This is a genomic window from Psychrobacter sp. Ps4, assembly GCF_022129285.1.
GTDB classification, from domain to species: Bacteria; Pseudomonadota; Gammaproteobacteria; order Pseudomonadales; family Moraxellaceae; genus Psychrobacter; species Psychrobacter immobilis_A.
Genome location: NZ_JADQAK010000002.1, coordinates 53090 through 76316 on the forward strand (window position 1 = coordinate 53090; position 23227 = coordinate 76316).

Sequence of the window (23227 nt, forward strand, 5' to 3'; positions counted from 1 at the left end):
AACGGACGCTTTTAGTTTAGAGGTGTTCAGATCTAAAAATCAGTTACTAGCCTGTTTACTGGATTTTAGAAGGGCTTTACTACTACTAAGATGACGATAATGACTAAAGCAAACACTGGTACTTCGTTAAACCAGCGCCAAAATTTATGCGTCTTATAATGCGGATTATCTATTAGCTTTTTACGATAAAAGCCACAAGCACCATGATAACCAGAGAGTAGCACCACTAATAATAGCTTGACGTGTAACCAGCCTTGGGTTTTATACACCTCCCAACCTAGCCCCAACATCCATAGACCGAAGACCCATGTGGCTATCATCGATGGCGTCATGATACCGCGATAGAGCTTGCGCTCCATAATAGCAAAGCGCTCGTGGCTGATGCTGTCGTCACTCATCGCATGATAGACAAATAAGCGTGGCAAATAAAATATCGCCGCAAACCAGCAGACCATCGATATAATATGTGCCGCTTTAATCCAATTGAAATAATCTGCCATCATATTCTCTCTTACGATTTAATATTTTATCATCAATAATGTCGGCAAGCTTAGCGCAGATTATCCAATAATGGTAGCGATAAAAAACGCTACTCTGCCATCACCACTTGCGATTGATGACCACTCATCGCATCCATCACAGGCAATACTTTGGGCGCTCTTGGCGCGGCAAATTGCTTTGTTAGACCAAGCTCACGCATGAGTCTGTCATCGCCTGATTGGCTTGCATTGCCAGTAGTCAGCAGTTTATCGCCATAAAAAAATGAGTTGGCACCTGCCATAAAGGCCAAGGCTTGCTCAGAGTCGGATAGGCTCTCACGGCCAGCAGACAAACGCACATAGCTGGTCGGGCAGCAAATACGTGCTACGGCAATAGTACGAATCCATTCAATCACTGACAGTTGACCTTCTGCCAAGACTTTATCGCCAATCGGTGTGCCTTTAATGGGAACAAGCAAGTTGACCGGAATTGACTCTGGTGCTTTGGGCATTTTTAGCAGCTCATGTACCCAATCGATACGGTCGTCACGGCTTTCACCCATACCGACGATATTGCCACTACAGACATTGATGCCTGAGTTACGCACGTTGTCTATCGTATCTAAGCGCTCGTCATAGCTACGCGTGCTGACGACTTGCTCATAATAACGACGTGAGGTATCTAGATTATGATTGTAATAATCGAGTCCAGCATCCGCCAATTGCGTCGCTTGATTGCTATCTAGCATACCAAGGGTCATACAGGTTTCAAGTCCCAAGGCCTTGACTTCTTTGATCAGCTCAACCACATAGGGCATGTCTTTGGCACTTGGATGTTTCCATGCTGCACCCATACAAAAGCGTGACGAGCCACTGGCTTTGGCACGTTTGGCCGCAGCAATGACTTTATCGACTTCTATGCGCTTCTCTGCTTGTAATTTAGTCGTGTCGCGGTGGTGACCTGACTGTGAGCAATAGCCACAATCTTCGGGGCAGTTACCTGTTTTGATCGACAACAAAGTACTGATTTGTACTTCATTGGCAGTGAAGTGCGCCCGATGTATCGTTTGCGCTTGCAACAACAAATCCATTAAAGGCAAATCAAACAGTTCGGCGATTTCTTCGCGGCTATGCTTACGGGTCATTTGTTGGCTGGCGGTGGCATCCGTTGTTAAGTTGTTTAAAAAGTCATTGTTCAAGCCGCTGTGGCTGTTATTTTTATTATTGAACGTGTCAGTGGGGCTACTGGCATTAGGCTCTGAGATGTTAAGTAATCCTGCCATCATATAATTCCTTTTATAATAGTTTTTGAAACAATCATTTTGAAGAGAATAGTGGTTAAAAGAGTTGTGTGTAAAGCCATAAAATTTTAGGTAATAAAAAAGGCTGCGATATAGTATACCGCAACCTTTTTAGAAAATCAGAACACTGCGAAAGAGTAAAGTAACTGAGCGCTAAATAGTCGTGATCTGTTTTCTTTATTTACGTCGCTCTATTTACGTCATTATTTGCCAAGTTTGTGCTTAGCAACCCCAATCCAATGGTTGGCAAGTTTTTGTGCTTTATAAGCATAAGGCTTGGCTTTTTGGATATAAGGTTTACATTCTTCTGGAACAGCTGGCACGATATGCTTAGCAAGTTTATTGAACCACATCATTAGGCTGTAATCGCCTTCGATGCTGAGGTTACCTTCTTGTACAGCAGTCATAAAGGCAGGAAGATTGCCTTTGGTCAAAAGCTTAACACCTGTCATCGAATCCTTGAAATTGATGGTGAGGTCTGCTTTTTTAGCATGACCACTGTATTGGCTGAAGCTACCATTATCAAAGACAAAATAACGGGCGATATCCGCTTCAGTGCTGGCAAGCTCAATCGTCACATTGCGATCAGCGAATAGTGCTTTCACATCTTCGTTATCACTATCAGCAAGCATGGACAAACGATAGCCAATCACAGCCAATAGCACATCTAACGGATCAGATTTAATATCTAATACAGGAACAGTAAACATAATCGAACTCCTAAAGAATGAGACGCAAAATAATGCGTACTTTATAACAATTTTTGTGACAAATATATAACTAGATTATAAACGATAGAGAGGTTGCTATTCTTTAGGAGTTACGTAGAGAGCGTTAAGTATCTTGTAACATCCAATGACGTCATCTTGATTAAAACAAGTTGTTAATATTTATAAAAATGACAGTAGAAAAGAGAATGGTAACGAAAATGAATGCTCGCACTACCTATGCTAGATTGAGCGAATTTGATGGCAGGTTAATCGTAATTTTTGGACGAGATACAGTCGGATAAAGATAATGTAATACAGGTTAGATACAAGGCAAGTAAAAGTATTGCAAACAGAGAATAAACCAACCTAACAGCATCGCGCATTGATATAGACGCGACTCTATCAGTGGAAGCGCGGTTGGTAATCGTCATCATAAACAGGCGTGTGCTCGATATAGCGTGCCGCTTCCAATTGACGCTGCTGCTGAACGGATTGACTGACATCCTCGTAACGTAGTGCCCGATACAGCACCCAGCACGCTAAAGGCAACCAACTGATACCCATGGCGATGATATAGCTGTGCCATTCTGACAGCTCTGATAGCATAGGACGACTCGTCACAATGCTTTGAATCGCCTCAACCGCTAGCCAATATGCCATACCACCAAATAGATACCAGAGCAGCCAGCGCTGTGAGGATAAGGCAAGCGCTAAAATCAAGCCTGCCAGCAAGCTATAACCAAGCAGTGCCGCCGTGCTCCACGTTTCTATACCAATAATCGAAAATATAGTCAGTAACATCATTCATCTCGCTATTCATAAGGTGAATTCCAATAGGGTCATTATGAAAGTTTGGGGAACAAAGCTAAAGAGGGGATAGGCGACTTTGCGACAACCGTTGACGTTTGGTTTTTTAGCACATTTTGATGGTTTTGTATGGCAAGGTTTAAGCACAAGCGCCGCAAGGATGGGCGCTTATTATTAAGAGTGTATAGGAGGATTTTTGGTTTTTAAAAAGAGACTGATGCAGGTTTAAGGTAGGGTTAAGCGCGATTGCTACGAGTGCCCCACCAAGACAATAGTGAGACTAAAATCGCGCCTAGCAGCATCAGTCCTACAGTGGTTAGCCAATGTGGACCGGTAGGATATTGCCATGGCATCACGTTGTTGATAGCGTCACTATCAAGCGCGCCTAATGCATCTACTTTCCATGGCCATACTTTCACAAGCGAGCCTGCGATAAAACCTGTGAGCAAGGCCAAAGTTGCCTGATAGTAGCGAGACAATAGCCATTTAAGTGCGCGAGTAAATAATAATAATCCCGTTGCCATACCCGCAATGACCGTGAAGATTATCGTAAAGTTAAGGCTATGCACGGCTTCTAATACTGCGTCATAAGCACCTAATAGTAATAAAATAAAAGACCCAGATATACCGGGCAGGATCATGGCACAAATAGCGACTGCCCCTGCAAAAAACAAATAAGGCAAGCTTGGTGTGGTCGTGAGCAATGGTAAGCTGCTAATGACTACAGCGGCAACAAGACCAGTCACGAATAGTGCTGCTCGCCCTATATTCCAACGCTGAATCTCACTCAATAATATAAATACCGTTGCGACAACCAGTCCAAAAAAGAACGACCAAATAAATAACGGCTGATTATCTAATAGATGCTTGATAATACCGGCTAAAGTAGCAAAACTGGTGGCGATTCCCAATAACAAAAACAACAAAAAAGTGGCATCAACTTGTCGCCACACCGCAACCAAACCTTTGATTCCGCCTTCCTGTCGAAATATCTGCCAGAGATTGGGGCCGATGCTACTCAGGGCGTTAATCAAGCGCTCATAAATACCAGCAATCAGCGCAATGGTGCCGCCAGAGACACCTGGTACGATATCCGCTGCCCCCATGGCCATTCCTCTGATATAAACCCCAAATAGTTGCTTTGGACTATCGGAGGATGCAGCAGTGCTGCTCTTATCTAGTGGTTGTGGCGCTGACGGCTCATTTTGCCGCGGTGATGGTGATGCCGTCATGGACAATCCTTTTTTATTTAAAAACACAGTGAAAGTTAATGCGATGCCGCTAAGTATGCTAATACAGTGATGCGAAAATTGAATGTAGCAATGTAGCAATGTAGCAATGTAGCAATGTAGCAATGTAGCAATGTAGCAATGTAATAAGACATAAAAGCCAGATTAATGTTAAAAACACTAATCTAGCTCCATGGTATGGTATTGCGAGTGTAGTCGTTACTCCGTGGGCGCAAGTGCTGGATAACCAAGGGCATAAAATATGCCTTCAAGCCCTGTGACATTGATGGCGGCATCAGCACGTGCTTGCACAATGGGCTTGGCGTGATAGGCGACGCCTAGGTCAGCAATGGCCATCATCGGTAAATCATTGGCACCGTCACCGATACAGACCACTTGTGACATCTCGATGCCTAAGCGCTCCGCAGTATGCTCAACGATAGCCGCTTTTTTGGCACCATTAACGATGGGCAACTGTACGTGACCAGTGACTTCCCCTTCGTCGATATCTAGGGCGTTGGCGTGAACTTCGTCAATGCCTAATTGCTCAGCGATGTAACGTGCAAAGTAGGTAAAGCCGCCTGATACCAGTACGGTATGGTAGCCCAAAGCCTTTAATACACTGATGGTAGTGCGAGCACCCATTGATAGCGTCAAACGATTGCAGACATCATCTAATACATCGGTCGAGATGCCTTTTAGTAACGCCACTCGCTGTGCAAAAGATTCGTCAAAATCCATCTCACCGCGCATTGCCGCTTCCGTAATGGCTTCGACTTCTTCGCCGATGCCCGCTGTTTTTGCTAACTCAACGATGACTTCTTGCTCGATTAAGGTGGAATCCATATCAAAGCAGGCAAGCTTGTGGGTACGTAGCATATGACCGACTGATAAAATATGGCAATCGACAATGTCCAAGCGTTTAGCACTACTCGCTTGATGACTATCGTTATAAGCTTCGGTCAAGTCGTGACGCAAGCGCGTGGTCAGCTGATCATCAATGATGTGAGCTGCCGCGGTCTTTTTGCCAGGATGCATGAGCGTATCAGTGACTGGAACCAACAAATAGCGGAACACTTGTGCTTGAGTAAAAGGCAAGCGCTGTGCGTTTGCTGCCGTTGGCTCTGTATCAGAAACGGTAATATTGACAAAACTGGCGTCAGTATCTTCAGCGACGGTGACCAAATGCCAGCTTGGCTGTTCGTCGACCCACGATTGCACATACTGGTGGATATCAAGCGTCGATACTTTGGTCGGTAGCACAACAATAAGAGCAAAAACTGGCAGGGACTGTAGCGCATCAAAATCTTGTAAGTTCGTGTTATCGGGTAACAGTGACGCAATAGAGTCAACGGCTTGTTGCCATGCTTTGCTGTCTTTTGGTAACGAGTAAGATGTATTGTGTGGCATGGCTCAATGGTCCCTTGTATGCTCATATAAGATTGGGAATAATAGCAGCTTTACTCGGCAGCGCCTATAGATGACGCGCAAAGTATCACCGTCGATTAAAGATGGCAGCAATCATTGAAAAATCATTTGAAATTGAATGTGATTATTATGATAAATTTATAAATCTACTAACGCTATAAGACTTATTATGGTGATATAGTAGATAAGATAAGCGGTCTGTATTCATGATGATATCCACAACAATGCTCGCAGTCGCCGCTTACCAAATGTGCAGTAGATTATCCTGAGTATTAGTATTTGAGACAGCAGTTTTTAAGTAACCAAATCTTGTTGTAAATGCTATTTTAGGCAACAACAGACGTGTCGGGTTATGGTATTTAAATTCAATACATACTTGTTAAGATACGCACTATTATAGTTTTTTTAAATTCGCCAAAAAATGAGGGATAGCCTTGTTTTTTTTAATTTCTCTTATCCAAAAAAGTTTACCATATCATGACGTATTTAGCGCCGCGGCAAGGGTTATTTGCCATTATTCTTCTGGTTAGTTTTTGTTTGCAGACGTTGTTATTGGTCATCAGCACCGATCAACAGCTGAGCAAAAGTCGTGCGTTAAAAGGCGAGCAGATGGTCGCCCAGCTGATTGATGAAGCAAGGTTGTCTTTAGAAAATAAAGACCGTGTCAGCTTGAGTGTCATTGCCAATCGCTATACTAGCGAGCAAGACGTGACGCGCATATTGATTAAAGACAATAACGACGACATCTTGGTGCCTGTTGGCAATGCGCCCATGCAGCAAGGTGATACCATTCGTCAGATTGCCACCAATGGCGATTCGGTGATTGGCAGTGTGTCGTTGACGTTAAAAGATATTAGCAAAGGCGAGATTATCGCTATGCAATGGCCGTTCGTCATCGGTACGATGCTGCTGCATTTGTTGCTTTGGCTGGTTTATGGTTATCTTGCTCGTCCAACCAAAGAGCAAATTAACGCGCTTAGCCGCGATATTCAAGATTTGCATCGTGAGCAGTATATGCAAATCGATCAGCGCAGTTATGATCGGGAGTTTGAACGCCGTACCACGGATACGGATAGAGAAGCATCGGAGCATTCTGTAGAGGGTGCAACGGACAGTCAGCCAACCAATGCACACAAATTGGATGTACATAGTGAAGTAAACCAGTATTTAAGAACGCAACAAAATCAAGGGGCGACTGATACCACTGGCTCTAATAGTCAGCCTATCGATAGTACGACTGAAGAGCGAGCAGAGCATGATGCAGCAAATGGTGCTGCCCAAGATGAGATAAGCCGCGCTCATAAATCTGGTAGCGCCTCTCGGTTGTCTGCCACCCGCTCATTTGACAGTGTGAGAGTGCAGATTGTATTCCATGACGAGTTCAATATGCTTGAGCGTCTGGCACCGGCTCAGCGTTTACCTTATTTGGCATTATGTACGCAGCTATTAAACCAAGCGGTGACCGAGTTACTCAAGCAGCCATTGTTGTTGGGTGTCAGCGCGATGAATGAGCCACGTTTCGATGACACGGGTGCTAGCGTGTTGTTAAAGGCGGACAATAGCCATGCCAAAGTGGCGTTAGCAGGTGTAATGCTTGGTAAGCTGTATTTAATGCTCAACAAAATCATCCATGACAAGCACATTGAGCTAAGCCGCTTTGCACTACCTGCTAAAGCAGGTGTCAGCGATGATGCACAGGCACAAGCAATGACGCAATTATTACACAGCGTCGGCAAAAAAGAGCAAATGCTGATTTTGTTGCCCAATGCAGGTCTCAAGCAAATCAGCCACCATGTGCAGGTGCAGAGTATCATGCGCCCAACCACGGTTTATGAGCGTGAATGTGCGGTGTTCGATGGTGGCAACGATTCGATGATTCAACGCTTAGCAGATGTGCGCAATGCGGTATTGATGATTGAAAGCGCAGATGAGTCGGCTATTTAATGCTGCTTATATTCGCTTATTACTATACAATTGTCTGAGATATTGTCTCTGTCGTTATCTTTATATAGCCTAAAAATAGGGCATTAATAATAAAAAGCATTGACAACGTGAAGTAGAGACTTTATAAGGCATATATATATTAATGTATTCTTAATACCCTTGCTAAAAATGATAGGAGTTTGTCATGAGTGACGCTGATATTGACGACGATTTTGATGATGATTTTGTCGACGATGATGATGCAAAGATGGTGGAAGAGGCCGAGACGAGCGTGCGTACGCGCTTAAGTAGTCTTGAGAAGCGTCGACTGATCGATAATCTGCTAGAAGAGAAGCGTTTGGCCAAAGAGCTAAAGGATGATCTAGATGATATAGACAATTTCGATGAAGATGGCGATGATTGGGATGATGACGATCTTTAGTTTTTAAACTTAAGTAATAGCCTAATGTGAAAGTGCTCAGTCATTTAAGCCGACTAAAGCCTTTTAATGACGGCATATTAGCTGACAGTGTAATGCTAATGATATCGCGACCGTTACTTTTTGACGGTTGCTAGCAACCCGCTCTATGCAATGATTCTTATTTTATAAAGATGGTTTGGGTGCTTTGCCGAAACCATTTTTACCTTCAAATTATCCACTATTCTGCACTTAACCGATCGTTTATGGTGACTGCCGCACTCTATCTTTCAAGGACAATTACATCATGAGTAACCAACTAAGCTTCGATGAATTATTAGACTATTTGGACAATCAAGAGAGCCCATTTGTGCTTGATAGTGTCGCCGCGCATGGTTTTTTGACAGCGACAGTCATTGGGCGCCCATTACCGAATTGGCTGGATGCACTGTTTGAAGGTCATGTTAGTGAAATTCCAGAAAACGTCATCGACGGTATTCAGCGCTGGCGCGATTCTATTATCGCTGAGCTAAAAAACGAGACGCCTATTGAGCTACCGTTTGGTGAAGATGCGGGTGATGAAGAAGTGGCCGTTGATTTTTCAGATGAATCAGATATCGTTGCTTGGTCAATTGGCTTTGTCGATGCGATGTATGGCGATGAAGCCAGCGATTGGTTTGAAGATGAAGAAACGGCTGAAGATGTGGCTGTCTTGACCTTACCAATGATTTTGCTAAGCGGTATCGATGATGAAGATCCAGAGCTTGCAGAGATGCGTAAAGATGAAGACAAGCTGGCACAAATGGCCAATAGCATCGAAGGCAATTTGACTGAGTTATTTTTGTTGTTCCATACCAACGATTAGCCTTTTTTATCAATATACGGACAGCGTGGTTTGGTCTATATCCAAGTTGACGCTGTCTATATAACGTCACGGATAAGGTCGTATTATGACTGTGCAACTCTCCAATCTTGAGCATTTGCCCAACTATCAGATCACCGAGCGTTTAGATGTGGTGTACGGCAGTACAGTACGCTCAAAACACGTCGGCAAAGACTTGTTTGCTGGGCTAAAAAATATCGTTGGTGGTGAGCTGACGGCCTACACCGAGCTGTTAGAAGAGTCACGCCAAGAAGCGATCGATCGTATGGTCATCAAGGCAGAAGCCTTGGGTGCTGATGCCGTGGTAGGTCTGCGGTTTTCGACCTCTAGCATTGCCCAAGGCGCTTCTGAGCTGTTTGTCTATGGTACCGCGGTTAAAGCCATACCGATGCCGCAGCAAGTCTATCAAACCCCACCAAGCGACTCTCATCATCATCAGTCTGGTCAACAGCCAAATCTACAAAATTCTGCACCGACAGCGACCGATGACTTGCCACGTTTCAACCCTTTTGGTTAGCTAACCAAATCTTAAAGCATCGATATTTTTTTCTGATAAGTTTATGACAAGAGACGTGCCATGAATAATTCCCTTACCCAAATGCTTATCAATTACGCACCGTTTATTTTACTATTCGCTGCTGGTTGGTTTTTTGGGTCGCGTCATGAGCGCCAACATCTCGCGCAGTTAAGCGTTGCAGAGCAAGAATTAAGCCATATTATGGTCTCAAGTGAGCGCTTTTATGTGCCGAAACTTGTTGCCAATACTGAAGGTGAGCTGGTACTTGGTAGCGTGGTTATTGCCCAAGATTATTTCAAAATGATTATCGCTAGGCTGTTGAGCATTTTTGGCAAAAACTTGACCACTTACGAGACCTTACTCGACCGTGCCCGCCGCGAGGCTCTTGTACGTATGCGTACCGAAGCACAAGCCAAAGGCTATAACCATATCTACGGCTTACGTCTAGAAGTTAGCAATATCAATCAATTGGGCAGCATGGTCGAAGCTATTGCCTATGGTACGGCAGTTATCAGTACTGACCGTCACTAAAGTCCTGCCAATTTAAGATATATTCTTAATCTTATGTTCTTTCTTATCCCCAAAATAAGCACTTATCTTAGTTATCCTTGCGTTGCTATCAATGTCTAACAAGAAATTATAGAGAGTCGACTATATTATGCTTGAACTTTTCTTCTGGGGCTTCCTGCTACTTTTACAGATTGTTTTTGGGCTACTGATGTTTTATGGTGTGTTTAAAGTGATGCTCTGGTCTAGTCGTACAAAGCTTTCAAAGCGTACTTCCAGCTCATCTTCTGGAGATGACATCAACAACAGTAATCATAGCGGATATAGCAGCAATGACTCTTGTGGTGACAGTGGTGGTGATGGTGGCGGGTGTGATTGATTCCTTTCTTAGCGACAAATCTGCTCGTTCTCAGCCTAAAAATATAAATAACGGTATACCTTAAAGTTTTTCTATACTTTTATATGGCGGATATCCTACGTTTGGATACTGACTGGTGAGTAGTTGAATAAAATAGATAAGGCAGACTTTACCCCTATATACTTGCTTTTACCATGTCTTATTTTTTGCTGTTTTTTAATTGATTATCGGTGTTTAACGGCTATTGATTATGAGGACACGCCTCAGCAAGGATTGCTAATCAGGCGTCATTTAATCAGCATAATCGGTCTAAAAATTCATCTATAAAATGAATCTATAAACAGCTCTTATCTACAAGGATGTAGTTATGGAAGGTCTTGCAATAGTCACGTTAGTCAATTCAGTTATCATTCCTATTTGTCTGTTTTTAATCATGATGGGCATGGGTCTGACCCTCGTCACCAACGATTTTAAACGGGTTTTAAAATATCCAAAAGCAGTCGGCATTGGCTTGACCAATCAGTTGATACTGTTACCTATCATTGGCTTTGCGTTAGCCAATATCATGCCATTACGCCCAGAGTATGCTGTCGGAGTTATGCTCCTCGTATTGTGTCCGGGCGGCACTACCTCAAACTTATTTACCTATTTAGCCAAAGGCGATGTGGCGCTGTCGGTGACGATGACCGCGATTGCGAGCGTGATTACCGTCTTTACCATTCCCATTGTGCTGAGCTTTTCATTGATTTATTTTATGGGCAGCGGTAGTGAGTTTGAGTTACCAGTAGTAAAAACGATGCTGACTTTGGTGGTGCTGACGATAGTGCCTATTAGTGTCGGCATGCTGATTAAACGCTATGCACCAACCGTTGCCGATCGCTCACAAGTCTATGTGTCTCGATTTGGGGTGATATTTTTAACGTTTTTAGTGCTATTTTTGGGCTATGTGCAACGCGATATCATTGTCGACGCCTTTATCGCTACGGGTCCCGTATCGGTATTATTAAATCTCTCAACCATGGCGCTCGGTTATTATAGTAGTAAATGGTTCGGTCTCAACTGGGCGCAAAGAACCTCGGTGACGCTAGAAGTCGGTTTACAGAATAGTACCTTGTCGATATTTATGGCATTGACGTTATTATCTAACTACGACATGTCGATGATGCCAGCCATTTATACCTTGGTGATGTTCTTAAGCGCGGGGATTTTGGTGCGTATATTTAGCGCTCAACACGATAAGCTGAGAAAATCTGAAATAGAAAATAGCGTGTTGGCAGCGCGTATGCTGTAGATGCTGAAAACCCATAACAGGTTTAAATATTGAACCTTGTTATGGGTAATAGGTGAATTATCTATTTATAGCCTTTAGCATTAACCAATACCAATCAAGGTCGGCGGGTATTTACACTGCTTCTAGCTTCCGCTTGTTCACTAGCCGTTTGTTCTTTCACTTTTTCAATTTGAAATAAGAACGTACGGTTTTTGAGTACCGCCACAAACACCACGCCACCGACGGTATTGCCCACCAATATCACTACTAAAAACAGTAAATAACGCCCCAAGCTGACGGTATTGCCGTATAGCAAGGCAGAAAAAATCTCAATGTTGCCCACGATACTGTGATGCAATCCTAAAAAACCAATACTGCCAGTAATAAGTGTTACCAAAACGATGCGGCTAAGGGTGTCGCGTGCTGAGGTCACAAGCCAAGCGGTGACGCCCATCATCCAACCTGCTAAGATGGCGCTACCAAATATGACCCACCACCTAAATCCTAAAATATGTTCGGCATAAGTGTCGATGTCGCTCACGCTAAACAGCTGCATATTTAAACCCAAACCTATCATCAATGCGGCAAACAAACAGCCGCCAACGATGTTGCCAGCGATGACAATGCCCCAAAGGCGTAGCAATTTATGCAGCGGTTCAATCTTATTGAGCACAGGTAGGCTTAACAGCGATGTCTGTTCGGTGAATAATAGCGACTGACCAATGACCACGATGATAAAGCCAATTGGGTAAAGTAGGGAGGCGAGCACGATCGCGTATTGGCTTGGTAGTACACTACTCAGCAGCGCAAAAGCCGATAAAATCATAAAGAAGCTAATGCCAATCTCAAGCCCAGCGGTAAAGGCACTGGTAAATAGCGAGCCAAGCGAACGCTCAAAGGTTTCTTTGGCATCCATCACTTGCTCAACCAATATACTGGCATAGCTCTTTGCTTGACTCAAGTTGTCATCATTGGCGACTTTTTTGATGGTTTCTTTATCTGCTTCGCTCATATCTTCAGAGAAATCTTCATCTTCTAAACTTTCTGTCGCCTCGGTGTCATCAGTCATCTTAGTCTTGCTAACGTCTTTATCTTCAGTAACAGATGGTTGATAAGCGCTATCATCAATCAAGCGCTTATCGTCTATTTCATTAGTATCAGATTCATCAGCTTGAGAGTGGCTGCTATTGTGATAGGTGTGCTCGGTATCTTTTGACACGGTCGGCTCGCTGTTTATAAGATCATGATTTTAGGATAAAGACGCCATTTATATGCTAGTGATGTTATAGAATATACCTCATAGCATGACCCATATTTTATAACATCACTAGCACTTATTTTGTTGGAATCTCATTCGATTGAGGGCCTTTATGGGCTTTTGCACTTATTAATGGGGCAATGCCACTCTGCAAGTCTGATAAATTGCCTTAGCATCTAACAAAATCTGCCTATCTGCGTTAAAATCACTCTATTCATGATTTTCCTAATTTTTATATTCGCTTTAATCACATTCAATCAATAAAAGATAATGCCATTATGAGTAACCACAACCTCACCACATCTATTCAAGCGGCCTTAAGCCAGTTAGAGAATGCGTACAATCCTGCAGAAGTCGAAGCGGGTATGTATCAAGGCTGGGAAGAAAGCGGCTATTTTAAGCCGACCTTTGATAAAGAAGAGTCGTTCTCTATCGCCTTGCCACCACCGAATGTCACAGGCTCGCTGCACATGGGTCATGGCTTTAACAACGCAATCATGGATGCGCTGACCCGTTATCACCGCATGGATGGTGACAATACGCTATGGCAACCGGGTACGGATCATGCCGGTATCGCCACGCAAATGGTTGTTGAGCGTCGCCTAGAAGCACAGGGCATCAAACGCCGTGATATGACTCGTGCAGATTTCATCGATAAAGTGTGGGAATGGAAGGAAGAGTCGGGCGGCAATATCACCAGCCAAATTCGCCGTTTGGGCAGCTCGGTTGATTGGTCACGTGAGCGCTTTACCATGGATGATGGTCTATCTAATGCGGTAAAAGAAGTGTTCGTACGCCTGTTTGACGATGGACTTATTTATCGTGGTAAGCGTTTGGTGAACTGGGATCCTAAATTCCAAACCGCGCTGTCTGATTTAGAAGTAGAAAACCATGACGAAAAAGGCAGCTTGTGGCATTTCCGCTATCATTTCACAGATACAGAGCTGCTGACTCAAGACGGTAAAAACTATCTGGTCGTAGCCACTACACGTCCTGAAACATTACTTGGTGATACTGCTGTCGCGGTCAATCCTAGCGATGAGCGTTATGCACACCTAGTCGGCAAAACCATTACCTTGCCAATCACGGGTCGCGTCGTGCCTATCGTCGCTGATGACTATGTCGAAAAAGACTTTGGTACAGGCTGCGTAAAAATCACCCCAGCCCATGACTTTAATGACTATGAACTTGGTCGTCGTCATAACTTGCCATTGATTAATATCCTTGATGAGCGCGCTAACATTTTGCCAGCGATGGAAGTTTATCCTGATCTACAAACACGTGAGCCAACATTAGAAACCACGCCAAGTGAATACGCTGGACTTGAGCGTTTTGCGGCGCGTAAATTCCTTGTTGAGCAAGCGGGCGAGCAAGGCTGGCTAGAAGATATCGAAGACTACGCGCTCAAAGCCCCGCGTGCTGAGCGTGGCGGTACGATCGTTGAGCCGTGGTTGACCGATCAATGGTATGTCGCTGTGAAAGAGCTTGCCAAGCCTGCGATTGATGCAGTAGAAGATGGCAGCATTGAGTTCGTCCCTGCGCAGTACAAAAACATGTATATGTCGTGGATGACCGATCTGCAAGATTGGTGTATCAGCCGTCAGCTGTGGTGGGGACATCGTATCCCTGCATGGTATGACGATGCGACAGGTGAAATCTATGTCGCCCGTGACGAAGCGGAAGTACGCACTAAATACAATCTAAGCGACGATGTAAAACTGCGCCAAGATGATGACGTGCTTGATACGTGGTTCAGCTCTGGTCTATGGACGTTCAGTACGCTTGACTGGGCAGACGTCAACGCCGATCCACGCGTGATGGATACTTTCCACCCGACCAGCGTATTGGTGACAGGTTTTGACATTATCTTCTTTTGGGTGGCCCGCATGATCATGATGACCATGCACTTCGTGAAAAACGAAGATGGCACGCCGCAAGTACCGTTTAAGACCGTTTATGTGCATGGTTTGGTACGTGATGGCAACGGTCAAAAAATGTCAAAATCGAAAGGTAACGTCCTAGATCCGATCGATCTAATCGACGGTATTGAGCTAGAAGCGTTGGTAGAAAAACGTACCAGCAATATGATGAATCCAAAAGATGCGGCCAAAATCGAAAAGCAAACGCGTAAAGAGTTCCCAGAAGGCATCCCAGCGTATGGTACCGATGCACTGCGCTTTACCTTTACCTCATTAGCCAGTACTGGTCGCGATATCAACTTTGATCTAAAGCGTGTCGAGGGCTATCGTAACTTCTGTAATAAAATCTGGAACGCCAGCCGTTTTGTACTCATGAACTGTGTAGACAGTGAAGGCAGTGCCAAGCCTATCGACCAAGCGGCAAACCCTGACGTTTGGGAATTGCCAGAAAAATGGATCATGAGTCGTCTGAACTCTACCGTTGCCGATATCCATCAGCATTTCGCTCAGTATCGTCTCGATATGGTCAGCCAAGATATCTATGAGTTTATCTGGAATGAGTACTGTGATTGGTACGTTGAGCTTGCCAAAGCCAGTCTAAATGATGACTCGGTATCGGATGAACGTAAAGCGCAAATCCGTTATGTGCTACTGCACGTGCTAGAGACAGCACTGCGCTTTACGCATCCAATCATGCCGTATCTGACCGAGCAAATCTGGCAGACAGTGGCACCGCTACTGGGTCGCAAAAACACTGACAGCATCGTGGTCGCTGACTATCCAAAAACGGACGACGCGCAAATCAGTGAGCAAGTTGAGGCGGATATGGCGTGGCTACAAGAGCTAATCGCTAGCGTCCGTAACATCCGTGGTGAGATGAAACTGGGCAATGCGGTACGTCTGCCAGTGCTGCTACAAAATATCTCGCTAGCAGAAGACGAGCGCCTATCACGTATCGCCAATCAGTTTAAAGCACTTGCCAAAGTAGACAGCTTAACCATTCTAAAAGAAGGTGATGAAGTACCATTGTCATCATCAAGTATGGTCGGTCAGCTACGTGTACTCGTACCGATGAAAGGTCTGATTGATCCAACGGCTGAGCTGGCACGTTTGGGTAAGTCATATGATAAGTTAAAAGGTCAATCTGAAGGCATCGCCCGTAAGCTAGGTAATGAAGGCTTCGTCAGTAAAGCGCCTGCGGAAGTGGTAGATGCTGAAAAGGCGAAACTTGCTGAGCTAGAAGGGCAGTTGACAGCGATGACGGCGCAGATGGAAGAGTTGAAAGCGTTGTAATTAACATAGAAGTATCTGTATAAATAAAAAACGCTGTCACAATTATGATGGCGTTTTTTATTGCCTACTGGTTAGCATTCTTTACTTTCCTTATTACTCAATATTTGTATGCTAAAATGTTGTGAGCGTTATTAAGCTAATTCTCAAGAGGATTCTTTATGGCATTTTTAACTTTAAGTGAAGTACGTAGTAAAGCTCGTAGTAATAAGAAATTTGGTTTAGAGTCGAGAGATATTTTAGAAGAACAATTTGATAGCTTTAATCAATATAAGATTTACGATATCTTCCTATCTCATGCATTTTTAGATGCTGAAGCAATTGACGGATTGAGGGTGGTTTTAAAAGAAGCAGGGTTTAGTGTGTATGTTGATTGGTACGAAGATTCACATCTTGAAAGAGGCAAAGTAACTAAAGAAACAGCGGTAGTTATCAGAAAGCGTATGCAAAGCTGCAAAACACTAATATTTGCCATTACCGAAAATTCTGAAGATTCTAGATGGATGTTATGGGAATTAGGGTATTTTGATGGTCTCAAGGATAAGGTCGCAGTATTAGGACTTATAGAAAATAGTGGAGATAGTTTTAGAGGCCAAGAGTTTTTAGAGCTATACCCATTTGTAGAGCGTCATGACCTTGGTCTGGTGGTAAAAGACGATTCTACTAAGCCTGCTAAATTACTTAGAGATTGGGTTAAATCCTAAAGGAGCACAACTAGTGAAAAAATACTGTTATCAGTTGATAATACTGGGAAAAGATTTTGATATCCAAGAAGATATTATTCATAGTCTCAAGCAAAAAATCGAAGAAATTGGTATAGATTTTAGTCATTTTAAAATAATTAATGATGAAAATTTTGACGAATATACTGATGCAAGTCCCTCTTTTTGTATCTACCTAGGACGAAACGAAGTAGAAAAACAGTTTGCTGATGTAGAGTTACTAAAGAAAATAGTTGTTGATGCCTCCTTAGTATTGCCTATTGTACAAGGTTCGCTAGAAGATTTTAATCAGTGTGTACCTAAAATTATATCCACATATAATGGATTAGCAGTTTCAGAGCAAGATAAAGATGTAAAGGTTGAAAAAATTGCAAATAATATCCTAGAAGCTTTTTCTCTTCTAAGAAAAAATCGTCGTGTTTTTATTAGCTATAAACGTGATGAATCTACCAGTGTAGCCATTCAATTGTATGAAGCTTTAGAAAGAAGTGGCTTTGATGTATTTCTTGATACTCATAGTATTAGACCGTCTGAACCTTTCCAAGACGAACTATGGCATCGTATGGCCGATAGTGACGTAGTTGTGCTATTGAATACTTCTAATTTTTTAGGAAGTATGTGGACAACTCAAGAGCTAGCTATGGCAAATAAGTTGCTGCTAGGAATGATCGTTGTTTCTTGGCCTGACCACTCCATTAAGGATCATAGAGATGCCGAAATATCATTTCCAATTCAGTTGAAAGCTAACGACTTTAATTATGAGGGTAAGCAATTAGATGATAATGTGGTTGATAAAATTATTGAAAATGTAGAAAGTATAAGAGCCAGAACGTTAGCTGCTAGAAGAGATAACTTAATATCAAATTTTATGAAAATGGCTAAGTCTAGAGGTTGTGCGCCACAGCTCGACAGTTATAAAATCATTTCTATGACTAAAAATAACGAAGAAATAGTTTTAGTGCCAGCAGTTGGTATCCCTAATTCTCTAAATTATGAAAGTTCATCTATTTTTATCGAAGAAATTAGGAAAAAAAAGTACGAACATATTTATATACTTTTTGATGAAACCTGTATTCGCGACTATTGGCTAAATCATCTGAAGTGGTTGGATAGTAGCCTTTCAGTAGAGACATTAAGTATATTAAAGGTGCAAAAATGGCTAAATTAAAAAATATCTTTCTTTCAGCAAGTATACCTCTGAAAGAACGCAACCCTATTTATTATGATACGGCTGATGTAATTGCTATTCGAGATTGTGTTAGTAGTCTGGCTAAAGTTGTTTTACCTGAATGTCGTCTTGTTTGGGGTGGTCATCCTTCTATTACGCCTTTAATTAGCTCTATATTAGAGAGTGTAAATGTCAATATTAAAGAGCATGTACACCTTTATCAGTCAGATTATTTCAGACAAATGTTTCCTGTAGAGAATGAGGAGTTTTCTGAATCTCTTATTGTTACAGATAATATTGGAAGTCGTGATGAAAGCTTGGCTTTGATGCGCGAAAAGATGATTGTTAACAATGACTTTATTGCTGGTATTTTTGTAGGTGGCATGGAAGGGGTGGAAGATGAATTTGAACTATTCACTCAATCTCACCCTGAAGCTATGGTACTTCCAATGGCAAGTACTGGAGCTGCCGCGTTAGGAATTTACGAAGAGGGTGATTTCGATGTTTCTTTGAAGGATGACTATGCTTACATAGCTTTGTTCTATAAATTATTTAAGGAAATTCTATAATGGCTAAAAAGATTTTTATATCCTATAAGTATTCTGATGAAAATGTTCAATCCTTAGATAACTCGTGGGATGCCCCACTGACTACAGCGCGATCATATGTAGATATAATTCAGAACCACTTTAAAGATACAGGTGTTCATATATTTAAGGGAGAGAATAATAGTGAAAGTCTTGAAGCGTTTAAGGATGATGCCATAAGAAGTAAGCTAGCAGAAAAGATATATGATAGTTCTATTACTATAGTACTTATCTCTCCAAATATGAAAGAGTGGGTGAGTTTAGAAAAAGACCAGTGGATACCGTGGGAAATATCGTATTCTTTGAAAAGAAAAACACGTAATACTATTAGTAGTACCCCTAATGCAATATTAGCTATTATTCTACCTGATAGATATGGAAGCTATGAGTATGCAAGGAATTCAAATTTTGGATTTGAAATTATCAATAAAAATAGAAATAATTTAAATTATCGTTATCCCGCAACAAGACTTAGCAATGGGTGCTCTAGCTCGTATATCTTACAACCTACATGGAAAGAGTTTACAAGTAACTATAATGGTTGGATTGAAGCTGCTTTAGAAATAAGGCAGAACATAGATAAATATGCGATATCGAAGTCTGTTTGATTAAATTATTTTAAATTCTAAAAACCGCTTCCACCCTGACTTTAGCGGTTTTTTAATGTCAGTAATTAAGCTATTATCTTCAAAGGAATAACACGCTAACGCAAGGAACACCATGAACCATCTCACCGTCGGACAACGCGCGCCTTTAAGCAATCTTGCTATTGACGATACCGCACCTATCACGCTTAAATTCACTCGCCAAAGCCCAATAGAGATGGACATCAGCTGCTTTGCCTTAGACGCAACGGGCAAACTGATCAATGATGATTACATGGTGTTTTATAATCAGCCGACCTCACCGTGCGGGCAAATCAAGCTGACACATTACGAGTCGCAGCCAACGGCGAGTAAAGGCATCCAAGCCGAGTTTGAAGTTAACTTATCCAAACTGGCTGCGAATATAGACAGCTTGTTTTTTGTGTTATCAGCCGACACGCCGCTTAATCAAATTCAATCGTTAGAGATTGGCCTTTGGCAGCAGTCGCAAAAGGCACAGGCAGAGTATCAAGCAGCAGACTTTGCCCAGCAGCAAGCCAGTATGCTGATGCAGCTTTACCGCAAGAGTGGCGTTTGGCGGGTATCTAACGTCGCACAAGGCTTTAATGGTGGGCTTTCTGCCATCGTGCAGCATTTCGGTGGCGATGTAGAAGAGGGCAGCCCGCAAGTAATCGAGCCGACCGCCACGCCAGTGCAAGCAAAACCGTCGTTAGAGAAGGTCATGCTAGACAAAGCGCCAAAACTGGTCAATCTGGCCAAAAAAGCCACGATATCGCTTGAGAAACGCCAATTACAGCAACTAACCGCAAAGGTAGCATTGGTGTTAGATGCCTCAGGATCAATGAACAGACAGTACAAAAAAGGCCGCGTGCAAGAGGTGGTCAATCGCATATTGCCATTGGCAGTGAACTTCGATGACGACCAAGCACTAGACTGCTGGGCGTTTGCCCGAGATCCGCAGTATTTGGGTGAGATTGGGCTGAGCAATTATGACGGTTTTATCAATAACGCTCATGGCGGCTGGCGCAAATGGGCACTTGGCCCGCGCATCAACAATGAAGCAGAGGTCATGAAAGCCGTGACGGAGTTTTATCAAAAAGATGGCTTAGATGTGCCTATCTACGTGCTATTTATCAGTGATGGCGGGGTGAATGACAATCGCGGTATCACGAGAGTCATGACGGAAGCCGCGAAACTGCCGATATTTTGGCAATTTGTGGGACTGGGTGGTCGCGGTTATGGCATTCTTAAGAAATTAGACGACATGACAGGGCGCGTGATTGATAATTGTGACTTTTTTGAACTCGATGATTTGGATGATATCAGCGAAGAAGCCTTGTATGAGAATATGCTAGAAGAGTTTCCAAGCTGGCTGAAAGAAGCACGCGAGATAGGATTGATAGCGAAATAAATAAATTAGGATAATATCTTCAACGATAAAACCGTTCATAGTCTAGCTATGAGCGGTTTTTTATTACTAAAAATTCAGTCAAAGGTGGTGAGCTCACTTACCCAACCACTAACCAAACATACCTATTGATAGCAAAAACCTCGTAAAAATAGCCTTGTACCATTTTGAGTGATATTGCATGCTTAGCTACCTATATAGGTAGGCAGTTCTATAAATGATTATCTGGTTTAACAATCTAGCTGTCTAACCTTTATCGAATATTAGCCACTCCATATCATTCAATGACAGTATTTTTATGAGCCAACACAAAAAAGCCTTTTATTATCGACCCAAAACCAATCAGCATAACAGCCCAACGGTTCGTTGGACGTTTGTCATACTGGGCTGGCTATTTTTTGTATTAGGGATTATCGGTGTATTGCTGCCAGTCATGCCGACTGCGCCTTTTATATTACTGGCAGCAGGTTGCTGGGCACGTAGTTCGCGACGCTTTCATTTTTGGTTGATTAATCATAAATACTTTGGGAAATTTGTCCGCGATTGGGAAAATAATCATGCCGTGCCACTCTATGCCAAGTGGTTAGCGACAATAATGATGACTATTTCAACAACGATGTTATTTTTTAATATTCCCGCCGATATGATATGGATGGCATGGCTGGTAGCCGTGATCTGTACTGGGGTAGCGGTCTATTTGTTCCGTTTGCCAAATGCCTAAAATACATTGATTTTCAGGTCAAAAATCGTAATAAATGGGCTTTAGTTACATGAAAGCTAAGATAAGACTTGCGAAATCAGGATGTTCCCCCTATAATACGTCCAAGCTTAAGAGCAGTTCTGCACCAAATCATTACCTCGTAGTATTAGTTATAATCCTTCGTTTTAATATTTATCGTTCAGTAGCTATTTGCAAGCGTTATCGGTCACTAGGCCATTAATAAATTTAAAAGTAGGATTATATTATGTCAGACGTTCAAAAAGGTACAGTTAAGTGGTTCAACGAAGCTAAAGGCTTTGGTTTTATCGCTCCAGAAACTGGCGCAGACGTTTTTGCTCATTACAGCGAAATCACTGGTTCAGGCTTCAAAACTTTAGCTGAAGGCCAAGAAGTTGAGTTCACTGTAACTCAAGGTCAAAAAGGCCCACAAGCCCATAACATCGTTGCTATCTAATTTGTCTTTATAGACACTTAGAGCAAGATGAAAAAAAAGCGAACCTTCGGGTTCGTTTTTTTTCGTCTAAAATTTGGTGTAGATTACTTATAAAAAAGCCTACTTACTATGTTAATAGTCGTAGGCTTTGTTGATTCTGCATAAATTTATAGTGGGCAAGCTATCATAGGAATGAGCGTCTTATAAAAAACTGATACCTATATTTATTAGACCACCGCCAACGATCAGCCAAGCGAACATAATCGCCCCTAAGATAAGGGGTTTAACGCCAGCTTGTTTGATAGCGCCCAAATGCGTGGTTAGACCAAGCGCAAACATCGCCATGGTGAGCAGCACATCGTCTAGCATCACCATGCTACGCTCAAAGCTTGCGGTCATCGGCACCCAAGTGTGCAGTAAGACGATGGCAATGAATATAAAGGCAAACCAAGGCACTTTGACTTGTTGGACGCGATTCATAAACGATGGTTTTTTGCCATTGTCGCTGCTACCTTTGGTTAAGGCAAACGATAAAATAAGTAAAAAAGGGGCAAGCATCATGACGCGTATCATCTTGGTGACAACCGCTGTGTCACCCACTTCGGGACTGACTGCGTTACCAGCGACGACGACTTGCGCCACTTCATGAATGGTGGAACCCGTATAAATCCCGTACTGCTGAGCATTTAGCCAAGGTTGCAACCAACCAAGATGGTATAAAAACGGATAGAGCAGCATCGCAACCGTACCAAAGACCACCACTGTCGCCACGGCAATAGTGACTTTGTGTGCTTCCGCTTTGACCACAGGCTCAGCGGCAATCACTGCGGCGGCACCGCAAATACTCGCGCCTGACCCAATCAATAGCGTCGTTTGTTTATCGACTTTTAACCATCGGGTACCTATCCAATAGGTGAGTAAAAAGGTCGATGTCAATACCAACGCATCGCTCATCACCGCAGACAGTCCGACACTTGATACTTGCGTCAGGGTCAGCTTAAAGCCATAAAACATGATGGCGAGGCGCAATATTTGACCTTTGGCAAATGCCACGCCGACACTTAAGCGCTCAGCAAGGTTAGGATAGACCGTATTGCCCAATACCATACCAATGAGAATGGCTAAAGTGAGAGAAGACAAACCAACGATACGTCCATTGGTCCATGTGTTGACACTAGTATTGAGCCACAAACAAAATAAGCTGCCAATCAGCACGACAATAAGCCCTGCTAAATGGCGGCTGCGCGGGAGATAGTTATTTACTGATTGGGTCAAGGCGTACATGA

Annotated in this window: 22 protein-coding genes; 14 read left to right on the plus strand and 8 right to left on the minus strand. The window is 42.9% G+C overall.

What is annotated here, in order from left to right; translation table 11 throughout:
- Positions 1–65: 65 nt before the first annotated feature.
- The 6 genes from hemJ to serB all read right to left on the minus strand — a co-directional run bounded on the left by hemJ (position 66) and on the right by serB (position 5936).
- Positions 66–500: a protoporphyrinogen oxidase HemJ gene (gene hemJ / locus I3252_RS01610; RefSeq protein WP_060492310.1), complete on the minus strand. Its 435-nt coding sequence runs from the start codon at positions 498–500 to the stop codon at positions 66–68.
- An 89-nt stretch (positions 501–589) separates the two neighbouring features.
- Positions 590–1624 carry a biotin synthase BioB gene (gene bioB, locus I3252_RS01615; protein WP_238034119.1) on the minus strand — a complete coding sequence of 345 codons (1035 nt, stop codon included), beginning with the start codon at positions 1622–1624 and terminating at the stop codon, positions 590–592.
- Positions 1625–1983: 359 nt separating this feature from the next.
- On the minus strand, positions 1984–2490 hold the full coding sequence (locus tag I3252_RS01620) for an SCP2 sterol-binding domain-containing protein (protein WP_198330565.1): 507 nt from the start codon (positions 2488–2490) through the stop codon (positions 1984–1986).
- A 402-nt stretch (positions 2491–2892) separates the two neighbouring features.
- The gene (gene aciT / locus I3252_RS01625) at positions 2893–3294 is read right to left on the minus strand and encodes an AciT family ciprofloxacin tolerance protein (protein WP_238034009.1); all 402 of its coding nucleotides are present in this window, start codon (positions 3292–3294) and stop codon (positions 2893–2895) included.
- Positions 3295–3533: 239 nt separating this feature from the next.
- Positions 3534–4529 (minus strand): DUF368 domain-containing protein, encoded by a 996-nt coding sequence (locus tag I3252_RS01630; protein WP_201560573.1) that lies wholly within the window; start codon positions 4527–4529, stop codon positions 3534–3536.
- 216 nt (positions 4530–4745) lie between these two features.
- The gene (gene serB / locus I3252_RS01635; RefSeq protein WP_238034010.1) at positions 4746–5936 is read right to left on the minus strand and encodes a phosphoserine phosphatase SerB; all 1191 of its coding nucleotides are present in this window, start codon (positions 5934–5936) and stop codon (positions 4746–4748) included.
- Positions 5937–6431: 495 nt separating this feature from the next.
- On the opposite strand from serB, the gene I3252_RS01640 reads away from it, so the two are divergent.
- The 6 genes from I3252_RS01640 to I3252_RS01665 all read left to right on the plus strand — a co-directional run bounded on the left by I3252_RS01640 (position 6432) and on the right by I3252_RS01665 (position 11851).
- A complete protein-coding gene (locus I3252_RS01640; RefSeq protein ID WP_193009058.1) occupies positions 6432–7898 on the plus strand; it encodes a hypothetical protein in 1467 nt (488 codons plus the stop codon).
- Positions 7899–8082: 184 nt separating this feature from the next.
- The gene (locus I3252_RS01645) at positions 8083–8319 is read left to right on the plus strand and encodes a hypothetical protein (RefSeq protein ID WP_045443968.1); all 237 of its coding nucleotides are present in this window, start codon (positions 8083–8085) and stop codon (positions 8317–8319) included.
- Between the two features lie 283 nt (positions 8320–8602).
- A complete protein-coding gene (locus I3252_RS01650) occupies positions 8603–9160 on the plus strand; it encodes a YecA family protein (protein ID WP_055124803.1) in 558 nt (185 codons plus the stop codon).
- A gap of 85 nt (positions 9161–9245) precedes the next feature.
- A complete protein-coding gene (locus I3252_RS01655; protein WP_193009057.1) occupies positions 9246–9695 on the plus strand; it encodes a YbjQ family protein in 450 nt (149 codons plus the stop codon).
- 60 nt (positions 9696–9755) lie between these two features.
- Positions 9756–10226, plus strand: coding sequence for a heavy metal-binding domain-containing protein (locus I3252_RS01660; protein ID WP_193009056.1), 471 nt, complete (start codon positions 9756–9758; stop codon positions 10224–10226).
- Positions 10227–10927: 701 nt separating this feature from the next.
- On the plus strand, positions 10928–11851 hold the full coding sequence (locus I3252_RS01665; protein WP_055124799.1) for a bile acid:sodium symporter family protein: 924 nt from the start codon (positions 10928–10930) through the stop codon (positions 11849–11851).
- A 94-nt stretch (positions 11852–11945) separates the two neighbouring features.
- Here the strand turns inward: I3252_RS01665 and I3252_RS01670 are convergent, their stop codons facing one another.
- On the minus strand, positions 11946–13049 hold the full coding sequence (locus tag I3252_RS01670; protein WP_238034011.1) for a formate/nitrite transporter family protein: 1104 nt from the start codon (positions 13047–13049) through the stop codon (positions 11946–11948).
- A 317-nt stretch (positions 13050–13366) separates the two neighbouring features.
- Here I3252_RS01670 and I3252_RS01675 point away from each other — a divergent pair, with 317 nt between their 5' ends.
- The 8 genes from I3252_RS01675 (at position 13367) to I3252_RS01710 (ending at position 21962) form a co-directional block, all read left to right on the plus strand.
- A complete protein-coding gene (locus tag I3252_RS01675) occupies positions 13367–16300 on the plus strand; it encodes a valine--tRNA ligase (RefSeq protein ID WP_238034012.1) in 2934 nt (977 codons plus the stop codon).
- Positions 16301–16458: 158 nt separating this feature from the next.
- Entirely contained in the window at positions 16459–17001 is a 543-nt protein-coding gene (locus tag I3252_RS01680) for a TIR domain-containing protein (RefSeq protein WP_238034013.1), read from the plus strand.
- A 13-nt stretch (positions 17002–17014) separates the two neighbouring features.
- Positions 17015–18187, plus strand: a complete 1173-nt coding sequence (locus tag I3252_RS01685; protein WP_238034014.1) for a toll/interleukin-1 receptor domain-containing protein — start codon at positions 17015–17017, stop codon at positions 18185–18187.
- Positions 18175–18756, plus strand: a complete 582-nt coding sequence (locus I3252_RS01690; protein WP_238034015.1) for a hypothetical protein — start codon at positions 18175–18177, stop codon at positions 18754–18756. The genes I3252_RS01685 and I3252_RS01690 overlap by 13 nt, the downstream gene beginning before the upstream one ends.
- Entirely contained in the window at positions 18756–19382 is a 627-nt protein-coding gene (locus I3252_RS01695) for a TIR domain-containing protein (protein ID WP_238034016.1), read from the plus strand. Before I3252_RS01690 ends, I3252_RS01695 begins: the two co-directional genes overlap by 1 nt.
- Before the next feature lie 112 nt (positions 19383–19494).
- Entirely contained in the window at positions 19495–20790 is a 1296-nt protein-coding gene (locus I3252_RS01700) for a VWA domain-containing protein (RefSeq protein ID WP_238034017.1), read from the plus strand.
- Between the two features lie 295 nt (positions 20791–21085).
- Entirely contained in the window at positions 21086–21508 is a 423-nt protein-coding gene (locus I3252_RS01705; RefSeq protein WP_238034018.1) for a YbaN family protein, read from the plus strand.
- Positions 21509–21752: 244 nt separating this feature from the next.
- Positions 21753–21962: a cold-shock protein gene (locus I3252_RS01710; protein ID WP_045453470.1), complete on the plus strand. Its 210-nt coding sequence runs from the start codon at positions 21753–21755 to the stop codon at positions 21960–21962.
- A 180-nt stretch (positions 21963–22142) separates the two neighbouring features.
- Here I3252_RS01710 and I3252_RS01715 read toward each other — a convergent pair whose 3' ends face one another.
- Positions 22143–23225 (minus strand): YeiH family putative sulfate export transporter, encoded by a 1083-nt coding sequence (locus tag I3252_RS01715; protein ID WP_055124794.1) that lies wholly within the window; start codon positions 23223–23225, stop codon positions 22143–22145.
- Positions 23226–23227: the final 2 nt, after the last annotated feature.